General features: G+C 42.4%; 16 protein-coding genes. 6 read left to right on the top strand and 10 right to left on the bottom strand.

The genetic code is table 11. The annotated features are described in order from the left end of the window. The first annotated feature begins 157 nt into the window (after nt 1–157). Entirely contained in the window at nt 158–1852 is a 1695-nt protein-coding gene (locus IPJ09_17355; protein ID MBK7373174.1) for a hypothetical protein, read from the top strand. A 233-nt stretch (nt 1853–2085) separates the two neighbouring features. Further along, nucleotides 2086–2262 (top strand): hypothetical protein, encoded by a 177-nt coding sequence (locus IPJ09_17360; protein MBK7373175.1) that lies wholly within the window; start codon nt 2086–2088, stop codon nt 2260–2262. Nucleotides 2263–2531: 269 nt separating this feature from the next. Here the strand turns inward: IPJ09_17360 and IPJ09_17365 are convergent, their stop codons facing one another. The 4 genes from IPJ09_17365 to IPJ09_17380 form a co-directional block, all read right to left on the bottom strand. Continuing rightward, entirely contained in the window at nt 2532–3098 is a 567-nt protein-coding gene (locus tag IPJ09_17365; protein MBK7373176.1) for a cupin domain-containing protein, read from the bottom strand. A 208-nt stretch (nt 3099–3306) separates the two neighbouring features. After that, complete coding sequence (locus IPJ09_17370; protein MBK7373177.1) at nt 3307–4266, bottom strand: hypothetical protein; 960 nt, start codon at nt 4264–4266, stop codon at nt 3307–3309. A 9-nt stretch (nt 4267–4275) separates the two neighbouring features. After that, the gene (locus IPJ09_17375) at nt 4276–5142 is read right to left on the bottom strand and encodes a hypothetical protein (GenBank protein ID MBK7373178.1); all 867 of its coding nucleotides are present in this window, start codon (nt 5140–5142) and stop codon (nt 4276–4278) included. After that, nucleotides 5142–6224: a hypothetical protein gene (locus tag IPJ09_17380; protein MBK7373179.1), complete on the bottom strand. Its 1083-nt coding sequence runs from the start codon at nt 6222–6224 to the stop codon at nt 5142–5144. Before IPJ09_17380 ends, IPJ09_17375 begins: the two co-directional genes overlap by 1 nt. A 261-nt stretch (nt 6225–6485) precedes the next feature. Here IPJ09_17380 and IPJ09_17385 point away from each other — a divergent pair, with 261 nt between their 5' ends. The 3 genes from IPJ09_17385 to IPJ09_17395 all read left to right on the top strand — a co-directional run bounded on the left by IPJ09_17385 (nt 6486) and on the right by IPJ09_17395 (nt 9213). After that, nucleotides 6486–7469, top strand: a complete 984-nt coding sequence (locus IPJ09_17385; protein MBK7373180.1) for an adenylate/guanylate cyclase domain-containing protein — start codon at nt 6486–6488, stop codon at nt 7467–7469. Nucleotides 7470–7474: 5 nt separating this feature from the next. Next, nucleotides 7475–7765 (top strand): hypothetical protein, encoded by a 291-nt coding sequence (locus IPJ09_17390; GenBank protein ID MBK7373181.1) that lies wholly within the window; start codon nt 7475–7477, stop codon nt 7763–7765. Between the two features lie 296 nt (nt 7766–8061). Then, on the top strand, nt 8062–9213 hold the full coding sequence (locus tag IPJ09_17395; protein MBK7373182.1) for an ATP-binding protein: 1152 nt from the start codon (nt 8062–8064) through the stop codon (nt 9211–9213). 68 nt (nt 9214–9281) lie between these two features. On the opposite strand, the gene IPJ09_17400 is transcribed toward IPJ09_17395, so the two are convergent. From IPJ09_17400 to glgP, 3 genes are all read right to left on the bottom strand, one after another. Beyond that, the gene (locus tag IPJ09_17400; protein ID MBK7373183.1) at nt 9282–9458 is read right to left on the bottom strand and encodes a 30S ribosomal protein THX; all 177 of its coding nucleotides are present in this window, start codon (nt 9456–9458) and stop codon (nt 9282–9284) included. A 172-nt stretch (nt 9459–9630) separates the two neighbouring features. Further along, a complete protein-coding gene (locus IPJ09_17405; protein MBK7373184.1) occupies nt 9631–10893 on the bottom strand; it encodes a DUF5103 domain-containing protein in 1263 nt (420 codons plus the stop codon). A 229-nt stretch (nt 10894–11122) separates the two neighbouring features. Then, nucleotides 11123–12775, bottom strand: coding sequence for an alpha-glucan family phosphorylase (gene glgP, locus IPJ09_17410; protein ID MBK7373185.1), 1653 nt, complete (start codon nt 12773–12775; stop codon nt 11123–11125). Nucleotides 12776–12929: 154 nt separating this feature from the next. Here glgP and leuB point away from each other — a divergent pair, with 154 nt between their 5' ends. Continuing rightward, nucleotides 12930–14003 (top strand): 3-isopropylmalate dehydrogenase, encoded by a 1074-nt coding sequence (leuB, locus tag IPJ09_17415; protein MBK7373186.1) that lies wholly within the window; start codon nt 12930–12932, stop codon nt 14001–14003. A gap of 55 nt (nt 14004–14058) precedes the next feature. On the opposite strand, the gene IPJ09_17420 is transcribed toward leuB, so the two are convergent. From IPJ09_17420 to IPJ09_17430, 3 genes are all read right to left on the bottom strand, one after another. Then, the gene (locus tag IPJ09_17420; GenBank protein ID MBK7373187.1) at nt 14059–14490 is read right to left on the bottom strand and encodes a DUF1801 domain-containing protein; all 432 of its coding nucleotides are present in this window, start codon (nt 14488–14490) and stop codon (nt 14059–14061) included. Nucleotides 14491–14626: 136 nt separating this feature from the next. Further along, a complete protein-coding gene (locus IPJ09_17425; protein MBK7373188.1) occupies nt 14627–14989 on the bottom strand; it encodes a hypothetical protein in 363 nt (120 codons plus the stop codon). Nucleotides 14990–15658: 669 nt separating this feature from the next. After that, a complete protein-coding gene (locus tag IPJ09_17430; protein ID MBK7373189.1) occupies nt 15659–16807 on the bottom strand; it encodes a regulator in 1149 nt (382 codons plus the stop codon). Nucleotides 16808–16954 lie beyond the last annotated feature (147 nt).

A 16954-nucleotide genomic window follows, 5' to 3' on the forward strand; every position in this document is an offset into this window, starting at 1 on the left:
TTCTAAATTTTGGAAAAAAGATAAAAACAATTATTTAAAGAAAAGAAGATCTGGAATACTAAATATTAAATATTTTTAGGGAACAGAATATGAATACGATCAGTTGGTGATGAACAACTTAATAATCATATATTTTTCTCGTTTAAGTTCTCGTCGATTGTTGCGAATTACAATTTTAGTTTTTGTTTTTATCGCACCCCAATATGAGTCCCTGGGACAAGATATCCAGAAGGCCATTGGAGATGTCGGCACGAGATTAAAAAGGGATCCTGTCAAAGTATATGGTGCTGTGGACCTACTGGGTCAGCTCTATCAAAGCAAAAATCAAACGGCCTATTACCCTGATCTGACTTATCGCGCATTTGCTCAGCTTCAATTCGATATTGCGGGTATTCAAGCACCCTTTTCATTTTTGTATTCTAATGGCAATTCCATCTATCATCTACCGGCTTATACATTTGCAGGCATCAGTCCTACCTATAAATGGGGCACGGTACATCTGGGTGACCGGAGTCTGGAGCTGTCTCCCTACACCTTGAGCGGGCACCAGTTTAGAGGCATCGGATTAGAGCTCAAACCCGGCAGGTTTCGATTCACAGGCATGTACGGAAGATTAAAAAGGGCGGTCGCTGATGATTACCTTACGCTGCAAGGCCTGGACCCTGCATTTAAGCGAATGGGTTGGGGTATCAAGAGTGGTTATGAGACCGAAAAAGCGAAGATAGCACTGACTATGTTTCATGCTCAGGATGAAACATCTTCGATCCCCTTTGAGGCACATACCTCCACCCTCCAGCCTGCAGAAAATCTGGCCCTGGCCCTTCAGACTTACAAGCGATGGGGACCCTGGAGTGCTCACTTCGATTATACCTATAGTCTTTTCTCTCGTGACACCCGTGCAACCACTGCGGAAGAAAGTAATTATGCACACCATATCCTGGGTCTATTTACCCCTAGATTTTCATCAGCTTATCGGCATGCCTGGATGACCAAGGTTAATTATAATGCCAAAAAAGTGTTGGTCGGATTTCAGTTTGACCATGTAGATCCGGGATTCCGTAGCCTGGGCACCTTATACTTTCAGGATGATTTTGAAAACTATACTATTCATGCCCGGGTGAATGCCCTCAAAAATAAACTAACCCTGGCAGTTCGCTCCGGCATCCAGCGCAACTACCTAGAGCGCAATGAGAGCAATCAAATCTTAAGAGGCATAGGCTCCGCCCAAATTAATTACTCCCCCTTACAAAACCTTCAGTGGCAACTACAATGGAGCAATATCTCCAATACGGTCAGATTTAGAAACAATCTAAATCCAACTCAGCCCCTGGATTCATTATATCTGGTATCTACACAGAGCCAGGCTGGTACTACCCTGATGTATAATTGGGGCAATGGTCAGGAATCCGGACTGGTCGCCACCTTCCAATATCAAAAAGGTCAGACCATCGTAGATGACGCCATCCAGCTAGACCTGACCCGGTTTTTATTTGCACAGGCTGCATACAGTTACCGTGCCGGTAAAACCTGGAATATGAATATCAGTCTGCAATTCACTCAAAACACGCTCTCAGCACTCCATCAATCCACCATCGGGCCCAGTCTTCAATACCAACGCAGTTTTTTGAAAAATCGATTGTTATCAGCCTGGACCCTGGTCGACCAGGAGATTTATACTGAAGCTGTTCATAGCCACCGGGTGATCAATATCCTTTGGCAAAATACCTATCAACTTCGCAAACAGCATCAGCTCTACCTGCGACTTAATCGACGGAGCAGGTACCTATTGTCTGATGCCGCGAAGAGCAGTAGTGACCTGATCACGGAATTGGGGTATGCATTGAAATGGTGATGGGTGGAAGAGGAAAGTTGCTTGGCGTATAAGTTTTTTAGATGTGGATGATGAGGGTCGGAGTGCAGCTCCTCCGAAGCTGAAAAGTGAAAAGTCGGAGTGAATGGTTAAATCGGAGTAAAACTCCTCTGAAACGGAGAAACAGGAAACGGGTCGAGTCGGTGTACCTTTTGAAAAGAATCAGTAAAATTCTTTATATATTACATGCATTTCACCTTATAAATAAATGTATTATGAATAAATTATCGCCACAAGCACCAAAAAACTCCACTGTAATCATTAGCGTTGTACTCGTCCTTTTGGGATTATTTGGAGCTACTATAAGTCCGGTTATCGCTGCGAATGGCGATTGGATATTATTAGCTGGATATGTATTTCTCTTATTGGGTGTCTATGTAAGAGGATTATAGTTTTGTCGTAACAGTCCTTGCAAATACAGGATTTGGCCCTTCAGATCCTATTTTCAACATAGGAAGCTGACTGTATAAATAGGAAATAATGCATCAAAGGCTGATATCGCTAAGCTGTATGACCTTGGGGTGCGACCCAATATCTGAGTTTGACATTGCCATTCAAGGGTGACGGAAACATTTAATTTTGTTGGATAATAGCTACTAATCCGAAAAATACATCAGATCAAAAACCGGGATCTTCCCTCTGTTTAACTTTTGATTTTCACCTAATCGAGCATCAATGGAGGTCCAACCACTTTCATATCATTGTCTTCAAATATTTTGGCCATTTCTGCCTGGCCGGGGGTATGGTCCAGGCTGGACATCGTCACAAAAAAATCTTCCAGTTTGCCGGCAGGCTGCAGGATTACGGTCATTTTGCCACTGGCTGATCTTTGAGTCCATGCGTGAGGCACCTGGCGGGGCAGGAATATACTATCACCCACGGTCAGATTAAACTTTTCCTCTCCTACCTGAAAATAATAGGCCCCTTCCAGCACATAAAACACCTCATCCTGGTGGAGGTGTACATGGAGGGGCGTGCCTCTGCCCTGGGATAAGGAAGTCTGTTCAAATATGGCCAGGTCGCCGTTAGTATCCTTACCTGAGATTTTTACATCCAGGATATTGGTATTGACGCCTTTTAATTGAATATGGCCATGCAATCTGCCTTCGCCGGCATTGATTTTAAAAGCCTTGCCTGGTCGGGAAGGCTGTGTCTTTCCTTTGGCTAAAGAGAGAAATGGGGCAGACAAAAGGGCAGTCATGGCCGTGATGAATTTGTTTCTTTTCATTTTATGTTTTTTTCTGAATGAATCTCTGTAATGGAACTGGTCGTGTAAAATAGCGTCCTATTCCTGCAACCTGTGTGTTCAATTTTTGGTGCAGGACAAAATCGAACCTTTCTAAACCAAAATATAAAGTGCAATGATGTATTTTACTAACTACCTTTTATGAAACCTGATGCGAACAATATGTCGACGCTGAAGCTGCGTTTCAACCTTAAAGTACTAGCCTGACGCCTACCGCCCAATCAGAATAACTGTTTTTCACCAGGTCAGAATAAATATTGTTTTTAGCGCTGTAGATCATAGGGCGCTGGGCATTGATGAATACACTTAGATTGGTCACAGGCTGTACCTGAGCTCCGATCGACATCATCAAAAACTGTGACTGTTGGCTCCAGCGACCTCCGGCGTAGTTTTGTTGAAAAGCGCTGAGATAAGACAATCCGGGAAACAGGAATACAGTCTGGTCAAACAATGATTTGACCAATAATACGCTCAAACCCGGGAAGTGGGTCGTGCGATCATTCTCCTTATTGGCCAGTTGCAACAGATATCTGCCTTGCAGGTATAAATACAAACTCTGGTTATCGTCCAGGCTTTTAAAATAAGTGCCTACCAGGTCTGTCTGTATCCTATCCATGCTGAGGGCTGTCCGGGTGAGCTCATCTTTGGCTATTGGAAACAAGATCGAACCTTGTAATGTAAAAGCAGTATTGTTTTCAAAAGGGGCTGTCCTGATACGAAGTCCGACGGCAGATACTCCGCTATAGATCTGGCTGGTAGCATCTGCTGCGCTAAAGACTTTAAACGGGGAGCTTCGCGAATTTTCATCCAGGCGTACCCGCCCATATTTTACCTGGGCGCCTAAGTCCCATCTTTTGTTATGAGCAAAGCCATACTGTACATTGAGATTGCCGTCAAATCTGCTCACCCTATATCGGTCCAGGATACGGGATCCAAATTTGGAGGTGATCCAATAGGAAGAAAGGTCATGCGTCGTGCTCACTTCTATCCCATCTTTTTTTAAAATGACAGGAGATATATTGCCGAAAGAAAATTTTTGTTCTTCCTCTTCGGCCGGTTTGGTGGAAGAGGTAGTCTGAGCATATAAAGAACTGCAAAAACAACATACTGCAATCCCCAAACTGATGGTTTTTGGTAATAATTTCATCATCTATACTATTTATTTGCAGTCAATTCCAAAATTTGGATCATTGAAAGCTTGTTGGTAAATGATGAGTTGTCTATGGGTAGTCTGAGAAGTCGCTACGATCATATGATTGCGTTGCCGTTTCCAACCGATGGCTGGTGTACAGGCTATGAGCTCCCAGGTTTTATACGGAGTGTCATTGATATTGATAAAGGATCCGATGAATTCCTCGGTTCCGAGGTTTCCACCAGGCGATTTAGATCGATCGATCCAGAAATGGACCAGGTTTTTGGCAGGATCCAATACTCCGAAGATGGGGTTTTTGTTATAGAGCAAGGCCGTATTAGATCCATTGCAGGTCGACTGCTCGAAGCTTTGGGTCGGGTCGATCGAAGTAGTGCATTTTCCGGCAGGATCTTTAAGAAACTTAAACCAGATACAATAGTCGGTCTTGATCGGGTGCAGCCAGGCATTTTCCAAAGAAGGAGGAAAAGGGGGCAGTGGGGCAATAGGGATAAATAGCTGAGGTACAGCCGGGGGAATAAAACTTTTATTGGTTTCAAAAAAAGCTTCCGTCACCGCATTAAAATTTAAACGCTCCTGGCAGTCTGGAGTAGATACGACCAAATCGGTGTTGCCACTCACCCCTTCCGGAATAGTGATGACCAATCCCAGCTGTGGATGGAATCTTTTTTCTATAACCGGCTTAGACCCAAACCTGATCTCCAGGTCCTGATCGATCAGGGATTCTAATGGGGTAGCCCGTAAGAGTACTTCTGTACCACTGACTCCGGTAGCGGGCATGACCTCGAGACCAACCAGGGGTTCACAAGAGGGATTGCAGGAAAATTGTAAAAGAACGACCAGGAGCAAAGTGCAGCAGGAGAGAATGATTTTCATTATTGTATGGAGTTTGTAAGCAATAGATATAAAGATGTTTTGTTGAGATCAAGCTGTGTGATCATAGGGTCGAGTTGGTCTTTGAGGGCTTCTCCCTTTTCGGAGATGATTTTTCGCCCGGCTTTGAGACTGAGGTTACCCTGGGATCGGCTTTTTAAAGGATCGATGATGACCTCATTCATTTTATCGAAAAGCAAGGGTTGGTGAATGTCTTCCAATATATAGGTGTATAATTTTTGTAGCTCGACTGCTACAGATGGGTCTGACCAGTATTGTTCTACAGCTTTTACCTGGATCTCTTTTTGTTCATTGATCACATTCCTGGCTTGATTGTACTTATCGATCATCTGATAAAAACGATCACAAGCCATCGGGGTGTTGGAAAGACAGGCCAGGGCATTCTCGGGGATATTTTTGTGTACATCCTTTAACCTGGAAATATAGTTGTTGAGATTTTTCGTGATATCATCAAAGTAGATTTTTTGATTCTTGTACTTTTCACCTAAGGCAATAAAGAGTTTTTCTTCCAGCTCACTGTTAGTTTTTTCGAGTTGCAGGATGCGTTGTTGCAAATCTTTGTTGGTGGACTCTGAAGATTCCAGGCGGGTAGCATAGTCTTCTATCACTGCCTGAAAATGCAGGATGGTATCGATCATCGTCTGTTGAAGCTGCTCAACTTGTCGGTCGCTCAGTTTTTGAGCCATTTGCATTTTTTTAATGCGATTGTTCAGACCCTGGATTTTCTCCAACAGTTTTACATTCTTTTCATTACAGATCCGGATCAAAATAGGTTGTGCCAAAGGCGGAAGATTGACTTTGCCATCATAGGGCGTCACCATAGAATTGGTCGTGCCTTTGATGGTTATCGTGACCTGGTCCAGTCCATCAGGTGCAAATAATTTAAAACTACCATCCTGTGCAGTGACATCATAACTTTCGCCACTGACACTGACCACGACTCCGGGCACACCGGTAGTTTTATTCTCATGGAGTTCTACGACTTTGCCTTTGAGGGTGACACTGGTCTGAGCCGCCACTATTTGAACGAATAAAGCACACAAAAAGGGTAAATAGATTTTCATCAGCTCAAGTATATGTAGAATATCAACGAAAAGTGAAGTTTGTAATGGTACTTTAACAATATTATTTTTTATATAATTCAAATTTACAATCTGAAATTCAAAACTTCCTGAAAGTGATCATTCTTAAACTTTGATCATCGTTGACGATAAAGTCCTTTTTTTATAGACCTTTTTGCTAAGTGATTTGCCTCGCATCCAGTGCCAATCAACTTATATGCTTTGGAAAAATAATATATTTATCTTGATTTACAGCCTGGCTTGATGTTGGAACTCGATAAATATACGCGCAAACTAGCCGCTATACTCTTTACAGATATGGTGGGTTATACTGCTGTCATGCAGCGCGATGAGATCCTGGCAATAAAGATGCAGAAACGACACCAATACGTAGTAGATACTTGTGTCCAGCAGTTTGGAGGTGAAGTCAAAAACGATATGGGTGATGGTAGTATGAGTGTCTTGCCCAGCGCCATCCAGGTCATCCAGTGCGCTATGGCTATCCAGCAAGAGCTCAAAAAAGAACCGGTAGTCAATATCAGGGTAGGCATTCATATTGCGGATGTATTAATCGAGGAAAGCGGTAAAGTACATGGAGATGGCATCAATATCGCTTCCAGGATCGAAACACTGGGTGTGGCGGGAGCCATCCTTTTTTCCAAAGAAATCTACAATAAGATAAAAAACCACCCTGAGTTTAAAACCGTATTGGTTGGATCTTTTCCGTTCAAAAATGTAGAGGAACCGATGGAGGTCTATGCGATCGCCAATGAAGGATTTGCAATACCTTCTGCTCAGGAAGCGCTGTCAACCGGCAAACTTAAAAAATCAAATACCACCCAGCCCGCTGAAAAGGGTCAGAAACCTATCTCCAAAGCGTGGTGGTTAGCTGCCCCCATCGTATTACTTCTGGCCATACTCCTGTTCAAATGGGTGCAGCAACCTACATCCGCAAGTAAACTATCGCTCCCTCCAGAAACCAGCCCTGCTGTCGAAAATAAACAACATTGGACAGGAAAAGTGGCTCATTTTGACTCCCGGCCAGCCAGTGGTGTTATATTGGATATCAATGGTGGAGTTTATAAAGATACGACCGATGCCACCGGACATTTTGATCTGTATTTGCCATCGATGTATGCCAATGAACGGGTGACCTTGACTTTATTTTATGAGGGCAAAATGAATCTAAGTCGCGAAATCAGGCTCAGTGAAGAAGTCCTGCAATCGCTCAAATTGGAGCCAAAATAATATCAATGGATAAAACTCAATTTATCGATAGCCTCGGATCGAAGCAACCCCCTGAGACGGTAGGACTTCATTTAAAAGCGCTTTGGTATGATGCCAGTGGGGACTGGACCCTCGCGCACAAATTGATCCAGGATGAAGATGATCGTACTTCCGCTGCCATCCACGCTTATCTCCATCGCAAGGAAGGAGATGACTGGAATGCCGATTATTGGTATCGCCGGGCCGGCAGGTCCAGGTTTAATGGGACGCTGGAGTCGGAATGGCAGGCGATGGTCACAGAATTGATTGCGAAGTAGGATTAAGCCGGTAGACCTAGGTTCCAGCATACTTTCGCCAAAATATCGTATTAATCTATTGACTAATAACACCTTAAGTGGATATTTTGGGATATAGCGCTCTTCATTCACTGTAGTTGACCGGTATCCCTGCTAAAGCTCATTTTATTTTTTAACTGCGTTTAACTCCGTGTAAGGTTTTTATGCAGATCGGTTATTTAACCTATGCAGATTGAAAATAATACTTATGTATATTGAATATAATAGTTATGCAGATTGAATATTTTTATTATTTTTACACTGACAATCAATCATATATGATATACCGAAATCTTGGGCAAAATTTTAAAAAATCACTATCTAAATACCCCATCCTGGCCTTGACTGGACCGCGGCAATCCGGCAAGACCACTCTGCTGCGAACGATGCTTCCAGACTATAAATATGTGTCACTGGAAAATCCTGATTCCAGATCATTTGCTTTGGAAGACCCAAGAGGATTTTTAAAACTATATAACGACAAAACCATTTTAGACGAAGTACAGCGGGCTCCGGATATATTCTCCTATCTGCAAACGGTCGTGGATCAAAATCAGGTCATGGGGCAATATATTCTCTCCGGTTCACAAAACTTTCATCTTATGCAGCAGATCACACAATCATTGGCCGGGAGAGTAGGATTATTTAGACTTTTCCCTTTTGATTTTGATGAAATGAGATCAGCAGACTGGCTATCTCCCAATTTATCTGAGGTTTTTGTGAAAGGATTTTATCCTGCGGTATTCAATCGGCAGATAGACCCGGACGAATTTTATGCTAATTATATAGATACGTATGTGAGCAGAGATGTAACACAACTGGTGCATGTCCAGGATAGCAAGTCTTTTAGGAATTTTTTAAAACATTGTGCCGTCAGAGCCGGCTCCTTACTTAACTATAATGATTTGGCAAGGGACGCAGGAATAAGTCACAGTACATCCAGAAATTGGCTATCGGTCCTTGAGACAAGTTATATTCTTTATACAGTAACACCGTTTTATAACAACTTCAGCAAACGGCTGATCAAGTCTCCAAAACTATATTTTTACGATACCGGACTTCTCTGTCACCTGCTTGGTATCAGAAATGGGGAAATCGATCCTACATTTTCCAACTGGGGCAACCTATTTGAAAACACCATAATCAGTGAGCTGATGAAAAGAAATGCTCATCTGACCCAGCACAGAGAATACAACTTTTGGAGGGATTCTAACGGACTGGAAATAGACCTGATGTATGCCAAAAGTGGCAAATTGAATGTGTATGAGATCAAGGCAAGTAGTACTATTACCAGCTCTATGTATTCAGGGATTGAAAAATTTGAAAAAATAACCTCAATCCCTCTCCAGGATAAAATGATCATTTATGGCGGCTCGGAAGACCAGCAAAGGACTAACTTCAAGATCTCGTCCTGGTCAAAAGTCAAATAATAGCTAAACCAAAAAGGCCATCCTTGTGCAGAATGGCCTCATAACCATGAAAAGCAATAATTTAAATATTATGCTTTTTTCTTTTTTTCAGCTTTAGGTGCAGCTGGTTTGGCAGCTGGCTTAGCAGCTTTGGCTGCTACCGGAGCGGTGGCCTCTGGATTGATTACCTCTTTGTGAGGACGGCTATTGCCATAGGATCCGATGGTGATCTTACCACGTTTAGTTCTTTTGTCGCCTTTACCCATAAAATATTTAATCTGGTGAAATAAAATGCAAAGATAATCAAACCCTGCGCAACAATGTCAGTGTTTTTTCCCTTACAAGTAGGCATTGTCAAGAGATTTAATACCGAGCAATATGAGCGTAGCCCTGCATTTCTATTCCTGCCTCAGATCAAATTATTAATTGAATGGTCGATTAAGGAATGGAGGTCTGAAAAGCAATCAACTGGTCATATCGACCTCCAAAGGGTCGATAATAAACCATGATCTGGTACTCATTCTCTGTCTCATACCAATCTCCATCGATAGGGGAGAAGGTAAAGGCTCCACTGCGATCCTGGACAGCATAAGTATAATTGTAATACCCCTGCTTCAGATATGCGGAACCCAGATAAGCCCCGGATGCTGCATCATATTTCATGAGATAGGGCTCCTTGCACTGCCAATCTGCGAAGGCTCCCATGATATACACCTTGTGATTAGTAAATTCAGGACAGTTGAGGGTAAAATCTACCCAGGCATACTCTGATGATCTATTACCGTCGGGAAAGTCTTTATTTTCAAGAAGGTAATTGCCATTAGCATCCCTTTCATCTATAAAGTTGATAGGGCCTCGCTCTTTGTCTTCACGCAAAGTGACTATGACATCATCTTTAGTATCTGTGATTTTAGTCACAAATCGGCTTCGATACAGCAATGATCTGATATCAAATATCCTAAACTCTTTACCCGCAGGAAAGCTGACTTTGTCAAAATAATCAAACACGAGATATTCTGTTTTGTCACGGTTTTGTTTAAGATCAGAGATCAATGTAGACCATCGTCCATTTTGCATGACAGCGCAGGTCACTTCTTCCCTCGGATTATAAATTGGAAATCCTTTGATTGATATTTCAAAATCTACCTCCTGATGTGTTCTGTATTTCAATGCATCTGTAGGTCGGGCAAACAAGGCATGGAGCCTCACCTTAGGATCGACTACCAGGATCCTGCGGGAAAAGATGTAATCCCGGTGTCCACGCTTGATCTCTTCGTATACCCTAAGCAGGTAATTGCCTGAAATTTTAAATCGAAGATCATTATTGGGTAGATAAAAAGTATAGTGAGTATAATCGATATTTCGGTTAGTAGAGTAAGTATAATCTCTGATCTCAGAGCGGTTAAAACCATCGATATATTCTATTTCATCCAACTGATCTTGTTTCCAATCTTTGTCCATATGGATCAATTCATATCTATAACGGTGGGATCCACTGCGAAGATCATCATATGAAATGCTGATTGTACCTCCGGTATTTAATTCATAGACCGGCATGGACAGTGGCAAGCCGGACACATGACATTTTAATGAGGCTATATCGTAAGAATATATGGTGTCATAAGTGATAGCTTCAAATGCTGACTGCGCAAAACCGGGTTTTGCCCCCAAAATCAATAATAGTAATAGTATCGCTCGCATCTACTAGCAGGATTTAATAGAGAAATTGCAAAGTTGAATAGATTACACAAGGAATGCAAATCTGTAAAGTTGACGCAGGTTTGTACGAAAAGTTACATCAGATGGAGTGCGGCTGCTAGCAGGCGGTTCCTTTAAGGCCACCTCCTGCTTTGTGCTTAGCCAGGCAGTGCCTTGGAGTTGGCTTCCATTTGGGACAAAGACAATATGCGGCCCTGAAGGCGCCACTTGCCTACCGATACATTATCTTATAATACTCATCAGCCATGCGTTTACTCTCAAATTGGTACCGCACATCCTTCATGCCTTGTTGAGTGATTTCTCTCCACTTAGCCGGTTGATCATAAAATGTAGGCAGGATTTCTTTCTCTAGTATATCAAAAAGCTGATTCATATCATAAGCGTCCTGCTCGGTTTGACGCATTTTGTCATATTCTACCGGTGGTACGATGAAGGAGTTTTGGCCGTGTTTGGCAAATTCGCAAATCCAACCATCAAACGTACTGAAATTGACTGCACCTGACATAGCAGCGGTCATGCCGCTGGTTCCGCTGGCTTCCCTGGGTACGCGGGGAGTATTGAGCCAGACATCGGCGCATTGTTTTAACCGTTTGCTCAGGTTGAGTTCATACCCGGTGAGCACCGCGAGATTTTTATACTTTTTACTGAGTATCACGAGGTTGTTAAAAGTACTGATGGCTGCATAATCCATAGGATAAGGTTTGCCGGCCCATATGATTTGTATAGGATATTTGACACTGCTGAGTAAAGCCTCTAGCCGCGCCATATCCCAGGTGAGGATATCCGGTCGCTTATATCCGGCAAATCTCCTGGCCCATACGATGGTACAAATATCAGGGTTGTAGATTTTACCACATTGATCACTTACATTCTCAAAAGATCTTTTCTGCAAGTATCGTTTGCGTTCATCAAAAGCGTCATCATCCCCTTCTTCCATGGCGTTGTAGAGCTTTTTATCAGACCAGTAATTGTAGTTTTGAGCGTTGGTGATGGAGTATATCTCGCAGATGCCTTCGTAGGGGGCCCACATCTTACGACTGACCTCTCCATGAAGTTTGCTTACTCCATTGGCACGTTTGGCAAATCGCAAAGCTACCAGGGAGTGATTGATCAGATCACCATCCATGCCCGTGATCTCACGGACTTCATCCAGGGGGATACCATTAAAATAACCCATTTGTTCGCATAAGTAGATGTCGTGTTTTTCATTGCCAGCTTCTTCCGGGGTATGGGTAGTAAACACCAATTTTTCTTTTACTGCTTCTTTGGAACCCAGTTTTTTGTAGAGATGGAAGATAGAACTGGCAGCATGCGCTTCATTTAAATGATAAAAATCCGCATTGTAATTGAGCAGGTCGAGTAGCTTGGCACCACCGAGACCCAATAAGATGAATTGAGCTATTTTGGTCGCTTCGTTGGCATCATATAATTTATGACATATGGTCTGTGATACATAGTCGTTTTCAGGCAGATCTGTCGTCAGAAAAAAGACCGGGGCTGACCTGAACACGTATGGACTGAGATACATCGCTTTAACCCAAACAGGGCTGTTATGAATGGATATTTGAAACTTGATGCCGGTCTCTTCCAGGAAATAATAGTTTTTTTCATACCAGGTAGCTAATAAGGTCTGATCCTGGTTACGTGCCTGATCATAATAGCCATACTTCCACAAAATACCGATGCCGATGAGGTTTTGTTTGAGTTCGTACGCGCTGCGCATGTGCGAGCCCGCGAGAAAACCAAGGCCACCGCTATAGATTTTTAATGGCTGATGGATGGCAAACTCCATAGAAAAATAGGCTACTCGCTGGGTATAAAGCTCATTCGCTGCGTAGGGTAAAGAATAATTTTCGAAATTCATTAAGCTATTGATTGGTTAAAAAGTGGGCAAAGATAATGTTTAGAGTGGTGGTAAAAAAATTTCAAAGTTGAATCAAGGCAATCCAAATCATCCACTCTTTCTTTTATAAAAATTATTATCTTACTTTTGCGCCGCCTAAAGGGCAGAAATTATTATGACAGAAAAACATATCCTTATAGTCCCCGGCGACGGAATTGGCCAGGAAGTCACTGCGGTTGGCAAAAAAATACTCGATAAGATCGCTTTGAAGTTTGGCCATACTTTTAGTTACGATTATGCGCTCATGGGTCATGCTGCCATCGAAGTCACCGGCAATCCCCTCCCTGATGAGACCCTGGATAAAATGCGGAGCTCTGATGCTGTTCTTTTTGGCGCCGTAGGCCATCCCAAATATGACAATGATCCTACCGCCAAAGTGCGTCCGGAACAAGGGCTACTCAAAATGCGCAAAGAACTTGGCCTGTACGCCAACCTCCGTCCTATCAAACTCTTTGATGACCTTTTGAGCGCATCCAGTATCAAGCCTGAGATCCTCAAAGGTGCTGACATCCTCTTTTTTAGAGAGTTGACCGGAGATATCTATTTTGGAGAAAAAGGCCGAAAAGACAATGGAGATACTGCTTACGATGTGGCCCAATACAGCCGCTACGAAGTAGATCGAATCGCCCGCAAAGCTTTCGATGCTGCTCGCTTGCGCAAGAAAAAACTGTGTTCAGTAGACAAAGCCAATGTCCTGGAGACCAGTAGACTCTGGAGAGAGGTGGTGCAAAAAGTAGCTCTGGAATATCCCGATATACAGGTCGAACATCAATTTGTAGATGCCATGGCCATGTTGTTGATCAAAGACCCCCGCAGGTATGATGTGGTCGTTACTGCTAATCTTTTTGGAGATATCCTGACTGATGAAGCCTCTCAAATCGCCGGCTCTATGGGTATGCTGGCTTCTGCTTCTATAGGCGATGGTACCGGCGTGTACGAACCCATCCATGGGTCTGCCCATGATATCACCGGCAAAGGTGTGGCCAATCCGCTGGCCTCCATCCTGTCTGCAGCGCTGATGCTGGAGATCTCTTTTGGGCTCAAATCAGAGTCAGACGCTATCTTATCCGCTGTCGATCAGGTTCTAGCCGATGGATGGCGTACCAGGGATATAGCGGATACCACGACTCCGATCGATCGGGTGCTTGGCACAGAAGCCATGGGCGAGCAAGTTCTCAAAAGGATCTGACCTGTTAATTTAATTTTAGAGGGACTTTGAAGCTAAGGTTTTAATCTCCTTTTTTCTATTTACAAGCACATTGATCATGTTCATTTAGGTAGGCAATGGTAGTCTTGCATAGTTTTTCAAGGCATAAAATATTAATATCTGAAAGTCTCTTTACATAAATACAGGCTTTTCCAATTTTGAATTTTCCTAAGTCGTCCAGCAGATGTTTGTTGTCTGGTGTGGGTGAGAATACATAAAGTGAAAATTCCATTTTTCGAGGTGAAAATCCAATAAGTGGAGCATCACCCTCGTGACCACTTGCATACTTGTAATGGTAACTTCCAAATCCTATAATGGTGGCACCCCACATTTTAGGTTCAAACCCAGACCATTCCCTCATAAAATCGATTAGTCGAAAACTATCCACTTTGTTTTGGTCGCTAGCCACATAGGAATTGATGAAATCCGCCACACTTACCTCTGTTTCGATTGTTTTGTTTTTTGCCATATAAGTTCATCTTTTGATCACGGTTACTGGCGATTTTCCTATTACTTTTCCAATAAATCTTTCTTCCAAAGGAACGAATGTTGGAGCAAATCACAATGGCCCTGGAAAATTGTTCATTCTTCAGCCTGAGTAGTTTTTACCATTGTTGAATAATAATCCCAACCTGATTGTCCCTTAATGCGAATTCTTTCGCGCCCCAGGGACGAAGGGTAATTACTTTAAGATTTGGATGCAAAAATTCAACATGGGACATACTTACTGATCTATAAACCTCTTCAATATCTTTAGTCACCAACCTAAATTCGGGATTATGTTCTTTTGCTAATGATGCATTTTCAAAAAGATTTAGGCGCAACCCATCTCTTTCTAATACACAAAATGGTTGGCTGGATTTTATTTCATCATGTCCAATGGTAAAACCCAGGCAGTCTACAAATAATTTTAAACCATCAGTGATATTTTGGTAAAAAATATTTGGAACAAGTTTTTCAAAATTCATAGACAATTGTATTTATAAATATGGCCGAGTATAAAAATTCTAAGGTTCAAATTTAGCCCAAAATTCATTCATCCGCTAATGCTTCATTTTTTACAACTCAGACTTTGTCAATAACTTGTTAGGGGTTTGTTGTTTTTAGTTCAGTGGGCTCATAGTGCGGTGTTATTGCCCCTGAGTCGAATGATTGTGTCCGTAAAAGTTTAAGAAAAGTCGTTATTTGGAAAACCTAACAAAATACTCGTCTGCCATAAAGTGGTTCGCTGGCTGAAAAATGTACGATTGTCTTTCCGTCATATCGATAAGCACGGTCTGTGTCACTGCCAAACCAGTAATCACCGATATTGGCTTGAAATACAATCCAAATGCTTGTGCTCGGTATGGAAACAGTGTCGGCTAAATTTATCGATGAATTGGTGTTGGCCCTTTGAGTGGTTTTTTGTCCATTGCAAGAAATCAATATGGTCAAGCTGAAAAAAAAGTAAAAGTGCATTTAATTTCATTGTCTGTCTGTTGGGTGTTTCAAACTTTTGGCTTTGAGTTATCTGTAATCGAGTTCTACAAGGAGATACTGTTGTACTTTTGTATATTGGTGTTGGCAGTTTGCTTCACGATCAAGCGGCGTGTAGCACTATGATCGTTTTAGCTATTTTTGAGACATTTTTATTTAAACTACCAGGGGCCTCTCTGTTTTACCTGATAAAAATGTTTACCATCAAATCGATAAAGTCCTTGCCCTGTACCCCACCACATATTGCCCGATCTATCTTGATACATACTTTGAACACAACAGCTTGGTCCGTCCATTGGAGTAAAAACTGTAAAAGCTTTTGGGTCAGTTTTGTTGAGAGATGGATCAAATCTCGTAGTACTGCCTCGTGCTGTAACCCAAATAATACCCGACTGCTCGATATATATGCCCCAAAATTCGGTTCCTCCTAATCCGTCTTTCGGGGTGTATTCTGTAAAAGGAATGCCACCTGGCTTGAGCTCCGCCGAAGGATCATATTTACAAATGCCGTTTTTCATAGTAAACCACATGTTTCCAGCTTTATCTTGAGCGAGGCCACCAGCATAGTTTTCTCCCAATAATTCTTTTTCTGCAATATGAGTAATTGTCTTTCTTTTTAGGTTCGGCTGGTGGGCGCCGTACCGATAGACACCTTTATCAGAAGAAGCAAACCAAATGTTTCCGGTTTGGTCTTCCATGATACCAGCCACATTGATAGGAGGGAGTTCTTCATACAGTGAAAAACTTTGACCGCCACTGCTATCGGCAGATGGATTATATCGGAATACGCCACCATGCGTGCCTACCCAGATAGCACCCGACTTGTCAACCAGGATGCTTTTTCTACTTATATCGATATGGCTTAGTCCATCTTTTTGATTATAATTTCTAAAGGTTTTCCCATCATATTTATAAACGCCCTGATCGGTTCCAAACCAAAGATTACCATTAGGGTCTTCATTTATAGCATAAACACTGGTATTATAAAATCCATTTGGATTGGAAAAGTAGGTCAAGGTTTTTTCGTGCCCGTCTAACAGATGAGCATCATACATCACTACGCCTTCGCCTATGGTACCAAACCATAGGTTCCCTTTAGAATCCTGGAAAATACTTCGGATATATTGGCTGACCAGGGTTGTGTCAAAATCGGGAGCCAAAGCCGCTGCTTTAAAGGTTCTTATTACTGTTGGACCTGGTGTGGAAGTATTTGAGTCTTTCGATGCGTTTGTTTTTTCTTGTCCGTGGCAGGAAGTGAAGCCTACTGTCAGTGCAAGAAAAACAGTACTGCTGAATAGCTGTCGTATCATCGTGTTATTTATTTGGTTGGTGCTAATATAGGATTCAAGCATCAAAGATCTCAAATCTCTCTTTCACGCTCCTTTTAATCGTTTTTTTTAAATCAATGGGATAAGGGTTTGGAATCCACGCCGACCTTGTACGATTGCAGGTGATGA

The sequence above is a fragment of the Saprospiraceae bacterium genome, assembly GCA_016709995.1.
In the GTDB taxonomy this organism is placed as follows: Bacteria; Bacteroidota; Bacteroidia; order Chitinophagales; family Saprospiraceae; genus JADJLQ01.